At 48.8% G+C, this 10,056-nt stretch carries 11 protein-coding genes and 1 pseudogene; 6 read left to right on the top strand and 6 right to left on the bottom strand.

Annotated elements, in window-relative coordinates:
• The first annotated feature begins 148 nt into the window (after positions 1 to 148).
• The 3 genes and pseudogenes from H6F90_RS11060 to H6F90_RS11050 all read left to right on the top strand — a co-directional run bounded on the left by H6F90_RS11060 (position 149) and on the right by H6F90_RS11050 (position 1,372).
• Positions 149 to 592 carry a hypothetical protein gene (locus H6F90_RS11060; protein ID WP_190552537.1) on the top strand — a complete coding sequence of 148 codons (444 nt, stop codon included), beginning with the start codon at positions 149 to 151 and terminating at the stop codon, positions 590 to 592.
• 90 nt (positions 593 to 682) lie between these two features.
• Positions 683 to 868: a hypothetical protein gene (locus H6F90_RS11055; RefSeq protein WP_190552536.1), complete on the top strand. Its 186-nt coding sequence runs from the start codon at positions 683 to 685 to the stop codon at positions 866 to 868.
• A gap of 13 nt (positions 869 to 881) precedes the next feature.
• A pseudogene (locus tag H6F90_RS11050) lies at positions 882 to 1,372 on the top strand (tyrosine-type recombinase/integrase).
• Positions 1,373 to 1,469: 97 nt separating this feature from the next.
• On the opposite strand, the gene H6F90_RS11045 reads toward H6F90_RS11050, so the two are convergent.
• The 6 genes from H6F90_RS11045 to H6F90_RS11020 form a co-directional block, all read right to left on the bottom strand.
• Positions 1,470 to 4,037: a CHAT domain-containing tetratricopeptide repeat protein gene (locus H6F90_RS11045; RefSeq protein ID WP_190552535.1), complete on the bottom strand. Its 2,568-nt coding sequence runs from the start codon at positions 4,035 to 4,037 to the stop codon at positions 1,470 to 1,472.
• A gap of 37 nt (positions 4,038 to 4,074) precedes the next feature.
• Positions 4,075 to 6,312: a filamentous hemagglutinin N-terminal domain-containing protein gene (locus H6F90_RS11040; RefSeq protein ID WP_190552534.1), complete on the bottom strand. Its 2,238-nt coding sequence runs from the start codon at positions 6,310 to 6,312 to the stop codon at positions 4,075 to 4,077.
• A gap of 430 nt (positions 6,313 to 6,742) precedes the next feature.
• Positions 6,743 to 7,186: a transposase gene (locus tag H6F90_RS11035; RefSeq protein ID WP_190552533.1), complete on the bottom strand. Its 444-nt coding sequence runs from the start codon at positions 7,184 to 7,186 to the stop codon at positions 6,743 to 6,745.
• A gap of 14 nt (positions 7,187 to 7,200) precedes the next feature.
• A complete protein-coding gene (locus H6F90_RS11030; RefSeq protein WP_190552532.1) occupies positions 7,201 to 7,566 on the bottom strand; it encodes an IS5 family transposase in 366 nt (121 codons plus the stop codon).
• A 350-nt stretch (positions 7,567 to 7,916) separates the two neighbouring features.
• Positions 7,917 to 8,429, bottom strand: a complete 513-nt coding sequence (locus H6F90_RS11025; RefSeq protein WP_190552531.1) for a hypothetical protein — start codon at positions 8,427 to 8,429, stop codon at positions 7,917 to 7,919.
• 47 nt (positions 8,430 to 8,476) lie between these two features.
• Complete coding sequence (locus H6F90_RS11020; RefSeq protein ID WP_190552530.1) at positions 8,477 to 8,818, bottom strand: hypothetical protein; 342 nt, start codon at positions 8,816 to 8,818, stop codon at positions 8,477 to 8,479.
• 93 nt (positions 8,819 to 8,911) lie between these two features.
• On the opposite strand from H6F90_RS11020, the gene H6F90_RS11015 reads away from it, so the two are divergent.
• The 3 genes from H6F90_RS11015 to H6F90_RS11005 all read left to right on the top strand — a co-directional run bounded on the left by H6F90_RS11015 (position 8,912) and on the right by H6F90_RS11005 (position 10,018).
• Positions 8,912 to 9,127, top strand: coding sequence for a hypothetical protein (locus H6F90_RS11015; protein WP_190552529.1), 216 nt, complete (start codon positions 8,912 to 8,914; stop codon positions 9,125 to 9,127).
• 78 nt (positions 9,128 to 9,205) lie between these two features.
• Complete coding sequence (locus tag H6F90_RS11010) at positions 9,206 to 9,757, top strand: HNH endonuclease (RefSeq protein ID WP_190552528.1); 552 nt, start codon at positions 9,206 to 9,208, stop codon at positions 9,755 to 9,757.
• Between the two features lie 27 nt (positions 9,758 to 9,784).
• Positions 9,785 to 10,018 (top strand): hypothetical protein, encoded by a 234-nt coding sequence (locus H6F90_RS11005; RefSeq protein WP_190552527.1) that lies wholly within the window; start codon positions 9,785 to 9,787, stop codon positions 10,016 to 10,018.
• Positions 10,019 to 10,056 lie beyond the last annotated feature (38 nt).

Raw genomic sequence — 10,056 nt, 5'->3', positions numbered from 1 at the left:
GCGACAACCGTGCTCGGAGCCTGCCTAGGCGAGGTGGTTGTTGCCCTGTTGCTTCAGGAAGTTGAGCAAAAGCGCATGCTGTTACAGCAGCAGGGGTGGGAGGTTCAGATTACGAGGTGCAAGATCTGAGTTAACCCATGTAGTCCCAATGATGGGACGTACTGGTCTGCTTCGTTTGCTCGTGACGTTTGATGCTTTACCGCTGGCGGCTAGTTTGTTCCAAAAATTTCCACCTTCGATGAGACCTCTTGCTAAAGCACTCTATTCTCAAACCCAGTTTGGGATAACCTTTGCTCAAGAATCGGCTGCGGTGTCAGTTAGTATGAATCAAGCTGAACAGGCACGTCAGATAAAGTCGTTTCCTGACATTCCTCTCTTTGTTTTGTCGGCTGGGAAGCCAAACTTCGACATCACCCAAGAGGTGCTTGAAAAATTGCAAGAATTACATGCTGATCTAGCGAGTGAATCATCCCAAGGAGTTCACATTGTTGCTCACGAGAGTGGGCATGCAATCCAGCTTGATGAACCAGAACTAGTCATTGATGCAATTCGTCAAGTTGTTGAAAAAGTGCGTTATGGTAACACCCCATAGCAAGCCTGTTGCACTGGAACGAATTTAAGCTAAGGTCAGGGTGCAGAGACTATTGGGTTTGGTGGTCAAAAGCGATCGCAACTAGCAACAATGCTGAAAATGACTAAATTCGGCATTGTTGCTAGTTGCGATCGCTTGAGCTCCCAATGGTTTGAGGCGTACTACAAGAAGCACGCCAGCATTCGTTTTCGGCAATGTTTGAAAGAGACGTACAACACTTCCTCGCAAACCGAAAAATCAAGAGGTGCGATCGCGCGAGCATCTAACACCAGATGAGGTGGAGTTGCTAATGCAAGCAGCGTGGCATCGCGATGACCATGGCGATGCCACGCTGCTTCTTTTGATGTATCGTCACGGGCTGCGAGTCAGCGAGGTGATCGCCTTGCGTTGGGACCAGGTGGATCTAAAACAAGGGACGTTCATGTCAATCGAATGAAGCAGGGTACACCATCAACACATCCACTACGGGGACCAGAATTACGAGCACTACGGCAGTTAAAACGAGAGTATCCAGACTCGCCGTATTTGTTTCAGTCGGAGCGCCAAGGCCCAATCAGCGATCGCACAGCCCACCACATCATGGCTAGAGCCGGAGAATTAGCAAGTCTTCCGTTTCCAGTTCATCCACATATGCTGCGTCATGCCACGGGGTATTACTTAGCATCGAACGGACAAGATGCTCAAGCCATTCAAGCTTATTTGGGGCATAAGAATATTCAACACACAGTCCGTTATACAGAATTATCGCCAGGGCGATTCAAAAATTTCTGGATTGACTGAGCAGAGGAACAGCACCCTCGATGGGCGGCCTAAGAGACATTGAGTTACCTCAGCGGGGTGGTTGCTCTGCTGAAGGCTATATCCCTTGAGATGCCAACTATTCTGCCTCACCCATTAAAGTGAACGCAGCCCAATCGAATGGACTAGGATGATCTTTCATCGTTGCTAGCATCGCCTGTCGAAGTGCCTGGGCCCTATCTGGAGAGTGCTTCAAATTCTTATAGAACGCAACCATCAACTGTGCTGTCGCATCATCCGGAACAGCCCAGAGAGAAACGACTACACTAGGCACTCCCGCAGAAATAAACGCCCGAGATAATCCAACGACCCCATCCCCGGTGATGCGTCCTCGTCCAGTTTCACAGGCACTCAGCACCACTAGCTCTGCCTGTAGCTGCAAGTCTAAAATCTCGCTGGCTGTTAACAGTCCACTGTCGTTACCTGAAGGAGCTAGCGCGATCGCTCCTGGTACTCCTATTCCTTCCAGAGATACATAGTTTCCTTGGCTCCCGTATTCGAGTAATCCATGGGTCGCCAGATGAATGAGTGGAGCTTGGGGCAATTTTTGCTTAATTGATGCTTTCGTTGCTTGACTGCCTGTAATGGCGACTGTATTTAATAGCTGAGCAACCTGGTGTGCTTCCTCCTCTGCGTTAGGAAGGGGAGCCAGTTGCCCTGGGGGTTGTCCTAGAGCTGTGGAAACCATAGGCATGACGGGATTACCCACGACAAGAGGAGGAGCTTGCTTGCGTCCTCGGGCTTGTTGCCGTTGCTGATGAGTTAAGTCAAGGACCTGGATTGCTGGAGCTGACAGAATAGTATGACGCTCGATCAGATATTGACCGCTCTCATCCTGTAAGGCGGGGAAAGGTGCCAGGAAGAGGGATTCTTGGGGAATAAAGATAACCCGGGCATTAGGATCAGTGGGCAGCAGGCCTGAGATCGGTTCAATCAAAAGGCTATGCAATCGTTGCAAGGCACTATTTTCCTGGACATCCTGGCTAGGGGTGGTCGAATCGGTTGGCAGCGGTACTTCCGGGAATGTCAGTTCTTTATTGCGATTGCTAGTGCCAGGTTCTGCACTGACCGATTTTATAAGGTTGTTACAGCCAGGACTTCCGTTCAGACACCGACTCGCATTAACGAGCTCAGACAGAGTCACGCCTTGTTGCCACAAAGGTTTAAGATCAACCTGTCGAAAGGCAATCTGCCCGGATGGGCTAACCACCCAGATATACAAGTCTTGCTCTCGACTCCGCTGTTTACCGCGAAACTTGAAGTCATCATCAATAACGATCGCATACTCAACGAGGGTCGCGTTCTGCTGCCGAGCGATTTGTTTCAGTTTGCCAAGGGTTGGTATTTGAGCATTGCTGTTGATTGCTTTTTGATTGCTTGGCTGAACAAGTCGGCGGGAGAGAAGCTCGACAAAGGCACGAGCTCGTCCCTGCTCAGAGATTTCTAATGCTGCTTCCGGTTGATTCGCAGCAATCAAAACTTGTTGCAGCAAGTTATAGGTCTGAACCTGGGTATCAAAAATCGAAACTTGATAGGTATCGCTCAGCCCTGGGCGGATGCCATCGAGCAACTTTGCCGCAGCTCGAAGTTGGGTTTCTGCCTCTGTTAACTTGCCTGCCCCGAACAAGGTATGTCCTAAGTTATTCAGGCTCCTGCCTTCGAGTTGGGGATTGCCAATAGTTCGGACGATATCCAAGCTCTGCTGCAAAAATTTTAGGGCTTTTGGGTAGTCTCCCTTATCCTCATAGGCGATGCCAAGACTTCCCCGCGCTTCTGCTTGCCGCTGGCGTTGCTGGCTCTGTTGAGCAATGGCTAAACTCTGCTGGTAATATCCAATCGCTTTTTCGATTTCCTTCTGAGAGTGGTACACCGAACCCAGATTAATCAGGGTGCTGGCTTGACTGGACTGGTTTCCGTTGGCTTTGGCAAGGTCTAACCCCTGCTTCAAAGCTTTGATTGCGTCATCGGATTGACCTAAATTGGCATACAGGGCACCCAGATTGCTCTGAGCGATCGCTTCTCCTGGGCGATCACCGGTTTGTTGGGCTAGCTTTAGGCTTTGTTCGTAGGCAGTTTTGGCATTGTCGTAGTCTCCAACTGCTTCAAAGGTATTTCCGAGATTGAGCAACACTTGCCCCAACCCTTGGCGATTGCCTAATGCGCGCATCAGTTTCCCAGCTTTTCGATGGGCATTGATGGCTTGGTTGTAATTGCCCAAACTCCCATAAGCTAGCCCCAGGTTGCCTTGAGTTTCTGCTTCCATCCTCGTTAAGTTGAGAGCCTGGGTAATGGGAAGCAGCACTTCTAATGTTGCGACTGCCTCTCGATACCGTTCGCTCATGACGTAGGCAGACCCTATGCTTGCCAGTACTGAGGCTTCTCCCTGACGATCTTGCAGCTGTTGATACTGCGAACGTGCTGCTTGCCAAGACTGGAGTGCGGCTTCCAGTTTCCCTGCCAGATACTGCTGATTTCCCTGTTGGAGCAGTTGGTCTGCCTGACGATTTTGACTCGGCTTCTGAATCAATGATGAGGGCGAGGGAACAGAATTAACTGCAACGGCAGGAAGCACGGGCAGGCACAGAAAAGCGGCGATCGCCCCTCGCCAAAGCCTTTTCCATCTTTTGTTCACCGTTGGCTGGTTCATCGTTTTGACAGGTGAAAGCCTTGAGCTGTTAACCGTTTTACCTCACTCCCTCATCCAGCAATTTGAGAATTTGAGTATCATCAGCTGTGGTGTTACTGATTGCACTTGAACTACCACTTGATGTGTTACATGGATCGCTCGTTGCTGAAGAAGAAATAGAACTATTTGTACTCCTGTCTTGAGCCACTGAGCTACGAGCAGCCGTAACAATACTAGATGGATCACATACAGAGGAAAAGGCGAAACCATCCGATACCTCAGATTTTGGTGTTTCAGGTTTTGGTGTTTCAGCTATCGGTGTTTCAGGTTTTGGTGTTTCAGCTATCGGTGTTTCAGGTTTTGGTGTTTCAGCTATCGGTGTTTCAGCTATCGGTATTTCAGGTTTTGGTGTTTCAGCTATCGGTATTTCAGGTTTTGGTATTTCAGGAGGGATATTACCGCCAGTGTCAATAGGCGGATTAAAAGGGGAAGCAACAAAAGGTCTGTTTTGAAGAGAAATACCATGTGTGGTATTAGTACCAGGGCTTATTACAATAGCTCCAACCGTACCGCTAACAGTGGCTGGAAATTGAGTCGGGTTGCTAAACTCCAAGGCAGAAAAGCTTTGATAGCTGATCGCAGGCCCAAAGTAATCTTGGGAGTTGCTCTCGACAATTTTGATTTCGGAGATTGGAAGACCTCTTTGTTTAGGACCGACTACAAATTGTGTCTCACTACCTCTCCCCCGAATCGTTAAGTCAGGAATATTAGTAGTAAGAGATCTTCCGCTGTGCTCAATATAGATGCTAGGTACACTACCAATGTCTCCAGTAACAGAGATACTGATCGGTGCTTCATCAATACGTTCTACAATCGTCCTTGTAACCGGATCGACCAATAGCCCTGAATATAGTGAATTGTCAGGATCATTAATCTGATTCTTGACATCATTAATCGTGCCGTCAGGATTAAGAATTCCTTCTGATATCAAAAACTCTTTGATGAGGATGTTTTCAGGTGCGTCGATGTTTCTTTTCAAAAATTCAACTGGAACTTCAGGATAAGCTTCAGAATAGGAACTTTTAGCTTGAAATAATCCAGGTGTTTGAATATATAGTTCCGTTGGTTGGCGAGGATCAATATCCTCATCATTCATCACAATTGTCCTAACTACAATATCACCTGTAGTAGCTCGTAGTTCAATACGCCTTTGTCCATAGATCCTTCCTACTGAGTTAATTGAAGCTGCGGTGATAGAAATAGGCCCCTGACTGAACAATGAGTCCAAGTCAGAACTACTAAATTCATTGTTAGTGCCAAGATTGACTGCTCCACTGGCATTTATCGTCACTTGTTGAGCAGAGACCCCACGCAAACTTACATCCCCTGCACTCTCAATAGTGACTTCTCCATCGACATAAATTCCTCTGGTTGTTGTGATGGTTCCGCTATCAGCGGAAATGGGGATACCTGAACCTGTTAACTTGATAGCACCATCCTCAACGGTGATTCCGGTAGCGTGGCTTAAAGCTTCACCTGTTAACAGTTGCGGTAGAGACAACGGTGTAAAGGGGAGAGCATGAACCGCTGTACTCGTTTCTAACGGTAAGGCGAGACTTAGCAAGCTACCATCCTCAGAGAGGTTAACCAACTTCTCACCGCTTAGGGCCACAAGAGTAAGTTTGCCTCTTGGTGCCGAAAGGGTTCCTGTGCTGATGACGGTGCCACCTAAGAGCGTGATACTTTCTCCCGAGTTGACAGCTAGATTACCTGCATTTACAATTGCCCCTGGCTGAGCCATCGTAAAGGCAAAGCTGGTGGGATTGCCGATTAGGTTGGCATAGCCGTTAGAACCGATTGCATTAAACCAGTTGCCCTCAAACCCAATGCCATTGGCGGTAGTGGCGGTAAAGGAACCTGGCACATTCAGACTGGCACCAGAGCCAAAGATAATTCCAGCTGGGTTCATCAAGTAGAGGTTGGCATTACCCCCTGTCACCTGAAGCGCTCCATTGATGAGAGAGGCATTGCCCCCTGTCACCCGCCCCAGAATGTTCTGCACGCCGGGGTCAACGAAGTTGGCTGTTTGACCTCCCTCCACATTGAACTGACCAAAGCTGTGAAACAGGTTACTCCCTGCCTGAGTTCCTCCAGTGATATCGATTGTGCTGCTGCCGTTTGGACTGATGGCTGTTCCATCACCAGCAGAAGTGATTTGTGCGTGAGCTGAGTTGGGAACTACTGTTGCCAAACCAACTGCCAGGACAGGAAGACCAAGAAGTTTCAGCCAGTTCATAGGATCAAAATAGGAGTGGGTAAACCAGGAGAGAGGTACCGTGCAGGAAGCACTCAGTTTTCAATCCACTCGGCTTGTCCTGGGTGAACTGACCGCAGAGAGCGACTCCAAAAGAAGTTGAGAGATTGAAAACAATCGGTATATTTAGCACATCGGCCACTAGTATATCTACTGTCTTTTCTGATTCCTATACACTTAAACTAATCTTTAAACAGTAAATCTCCGGGTCGTTTTATTTACTCTCTCCTTGCCCAAACCGAAACACAGCTTTCATTACTCAATACCTGTAAATAAACGCGTTTCCAAATCAACGTCTCATTCTTCTTAGAACGGATGAGTTTGTTTATAGGTATGCTCAAAAGAAGCTGTTTCTGGAAAGGAAATTATTGACGAGTAGAGTACACCCTTAGAAAGTGTTTGTAAAAGGTCATTAAGCACTGCTTGATTTCCATCTCCGTCGGTTCTTAGTTAATCGCCGCAGCATCAATCGAATCATGACGACATAGATCATGCCTTCGTGATTTTCCGGCAAGCGCTCATAGTCACGAGTCAGGATACGAGCGTTCTCTAACCAAGTCCAAGTGCGTTCGACAATCCATCGCTTGGGCTCCACCTGAAAGCCTTTGCTCTCTTCAAGACGTTGGCTAATTTCTAGCTCCACTTGCCGCTCCCCAAAGGCTCGCTGAATCAGAGTTGCTAATCTCCCTCGATACCCTTTGTCTGCCAGAACTTTGGCAATCCTTTCATAGAGGTCTAACACCCACAGCAGTACCGCAGGGGCCGCTTTGATATCAGCTGTGTTGGCAGCAGTGACATAACAGCCTAAGACGAGCCCTAGCACATCGACGACAACGTGGCGTTTGCGCCCTTTCACCTGTTTGTTGCCATCTACGCCCTGCTCTTCCCCCCTTTTTGTCCTAGTTTGACCGACTGGCTGTCAATGATGGCTAAACTCGGTTGAGCCTGACGTCCTTCGTGAACTCGCACTTGCTGCACGAGTGCCTGATTGATTTGCTCCCACAGACCTAGCCTCACCCACAGACGATAATAGCCATAGACGGTTTGCCACGCAGGGAAATCACTCGGCAAGTTGCGCCATTTGGTGCCATTGGCAGCTCGATAGAAGATGGCATTCAGCACTTCTCGTAAGCTGACTTCTCGAAGTTTGCCCACGGGTTTTTGTGACGGTAATAAGGGGGCGATGCGTTGCCATTCCTCATTGCTGAGGTCATTGTCATAGTTGCGTGGACTCATAGTTCCGTCCCCAAGAGCTTCGACTCCTTAGATATTGCTCATTTCACTACCTGAATTCTTTCTACTTCATATCTATTTACAAACATTCTCTTAATGTCATCATTTTTGACTTGTGCTAAACCTTGAAACTCCTAGTGCTCGGGAAACAAAATTAGAGGAAACCCTATTTGTCAGATTGGTGGGATAACCTTTAGTTGAAGCGATCGCTAAGGGTGCAGAGCGAGCCAATGCCTTCTAGTTTGTTGCCAAGGGTTACTGATCGATCGCCTGCGACTCGAAATCGCTGGAACCCTGATTCTGTCATTGATTGATAAGTTTCACTTAATTTGTGGGCGCTGCTAGGACAATCTTCAAAAATTCCCTCTCCGGTTCAGAAAAGCCTCGACTTGCACCTTTGCCTGCTCGATCTCCTGGCGCGACTCTGAGGAGCCGGAGTCGAAGACAGCACCATTGAACATTGTGACCCTAAGAGAATAGCTAGGAGACCCATCACTCCATTCCTGAGGGCGAATGTGAATGCTCCTAATTGATGACAGCGGCAGCACTTGCGTCCGTTGGGGCACGATAGGGGCACGTTCTGAGTAAGTGAAAGTTGAGCGTAGCGCATTGAAGGTCATCTGAGAACTCAGCCCAGCCAATGCAGCAAAAAGAAATAACCCACTCACTGCGATTGCACCGGCTGAGACAAGGGCAAAGAGCAGGAAAATTGGGTTCCAATAGTCATGCCATTGCACGCGCCACAACAGTTCGTAGGGTGCGAGCAGAGGAATCAGACTCAGCATTGCCAAGAAAATCCGCTTCCCTACAGGCATGGCGGAGATGATATCAACGCGCTCTGCGTGATCTGAAACTTGGATGATCACGTTCTATCCATTGCTCCCACACCTCGGTTTATCCACTTTACTCACGCTTAAGCGCTCAAAGGAACTAGTTCACCAGTGATTGTGAGCCCCAGCTTCATCGATTGTTGTGGTTGGATTAATTGACCTGTGATCGCACAATGTTCCTCTCGTTGAGCGATCGCTTCAAAAGTGACTCGAATATCTGACTGAGACAAAAGCGGAGTTTGGGAAGGCGGTCGTTCCTCCATAGGCATTAACCGTTGCTCTACAAACCGCCAGAGTACCTCTCGAATGAGGGTTTGATACCCCTGCTCACCAGACAGCTCTCGTAATCGTTCTTTGAGTTCAGCTTCCAGTCGGATACTCGTCACTTGCATTTCCGAAGTCGAACTTGGTTTGCGTGTATCCATACCGAGCTGCCTAGTTTCAAAAAGTGGACAAGATAATACTACAAGTGTAGTATGTAGCTATCCAGATTTCTAATACAAGGAATACAGCCTTCTATGGACCGCACCCTTCTGGCCACCTTATCCAGTGCCCTTGTTCTTCCCCATCGAGGTTGGGGTAGAGCAGCGGTGCTATTCGGGTGTGAGGGAGCGTATCAATTTAGTGGTGGTAAATCCGCAAGTGAAGGCATTGATGGGATAGTCGCCGGACAACCTAATCCGGATCAACTCACTAGCAGCGGGAGGTGCGGGTTTAGCCTGACACCGACATAGGAATAACAGCGCATCAGCTTCCTTTACCCCCGCTCCTGGTCAACAGAAGTGGGGGTTGTTTTTTGAGGAGTGAACTTTATGCAGACTGAGCAGCGACAAAAGATTCCAATACTACACAACCAGGTCGTAGTCTTCTCCAAGAACTACCTTCCCTTGGCACGCATCAATATCAAGCGGGCCATTGTGCTTCTTGTGACGGGACAGGCAGAATCACTAGAGTTCAGTAGTCTCCAGACCTGGGAAGTTCGCTCTCCCAGGGTTGTACTACAAGTGTCAGAGTACATCCGGTTGACCAGCGGCAATCCAGAGCGGCAGTGGAAGCTACCACCTGTGAATCGTCGCGAAGTCTTCCGTCGCAATCATCACGCCTGCCAATACTGCGGCAGCACCAAGCGTCTCACCCTGGATCACGTCATTCCTCGTTCTAAAGGTGGCACCCCTACCTGGGACAACGTCGTGACTGCTTGTGAGAAGTGCAATTCAGCTAAGGGCGATTCTCCTGCGGAGAGGCTTCGCCAACGCCTCTTACACGACACCGGGATGGTGCTCAGAAGTAAGCCCAGAGCACTGATTCACCCTGCCATTGCATTTGCAGAACAGTTCTGGAAAGAGCAGCCTACTGACCACTGAGCTGAATAGAAGAAGGAGGCGAGACCAATGTTGAAGTTGAACTACACCGAAAACGGATTGTACATGGAGCGGCTGATGGCTTCCCCAGAACTGGCGATCGCTCAGCGGGTTGTTCTCGCCATGCGCCTAGGGCAGTTCCTCCAAGTCGAGCCTGGTCATGCCTCCTTTCTCTTATCTGCTGATGTATCCTGCACTGGAGCAGTTGGAGCTGTCACTACGGCAAGAGTGCCGTGGAAGAGTGAATGTCATTCCAGTCGATGACGAGTTTGTAGAAGTCAGTCTGAGTGGAAGCTGGATTG

Source organism: Trichocoleus sp. FACHB-591, from assembly GCF_014695845.1.
Classification (GTDB): domain Bacteria; phylum Cyanobacteriota; class Cyanobacteriia; order FACHB-46; family FACHB-46; genus Trichocoleus.
This window is presented reverse-complemented; position numbering and strand designations above follow the sequence as displayed.

Excerpts from the sequence above, each read along its gene's own strand:
- H6F90_RS11060 (WP_190552537.1), top strand. The coding sequence starts at position 149 with ATGATGGGACGTACTGGTCTGCTTCGTTTGCTCGTGACGTTTGATGCT.
- H6F90_RS11055 (WP_190552536.1), top strand. The coding sequence starts at position 683 with ATGCTGAAAATGACTAAATTCGGCATTGTTGCTAGTTGCGATCGCTTG.
- H6F90_RS11045 (WP_190552535.1), bottom strand. The coding sequence starts at position 4,037 with ATGAACCAGCCAACGGTGAACAAAAGATGGAAAAGGCTTTGGCGAGGG.
- H6F90_RS11040 (WP_190552534.1), bottom strand. The coding sequence starts at position 6,312 with ATGAACTGGCTGAAACTTCTTGGTCTTCCTGTCCTGGCAGTTGGTTTG.
- H6F90_RS11030 (WP_190552532.1), bottom strand. The coding sequence starts at position 7,566 with ATGAGTCCACGCAACTATGACAATGACCTCAGCAATGAGGAATGGCAA.
- H6F90_RS11020 (WP_190552530.1), bottom strand. The coding sequence starts at position 8,818 with ATGGATACACGCAAACCAAGTTCGACTTCGGAAATGCAAGTGACGAGT.
- H6F90_RS11015 (WP_190552529.1), top strand. The coding sequence starts at position 8,912 with ATGGACCGCACCCTTCTGGCCACCTTATCCAGTGCCCTTGTTCTTCCC.
- H6F90_RS11010 (WP_190552528.1), top strand. The coding sequence starts at position 9,206 with ATGCAGACTGAGCAGCGACAAAAGATTCCAATACTACACAACCAGGTC.
- H6F90_RS11005 (WP_190552527.1), top strand. The coding sequence starts at position 9,785 with ATGTTGAAGTTGAACTACACCGAAAACGGATTGTACATGGAGCGGCTG.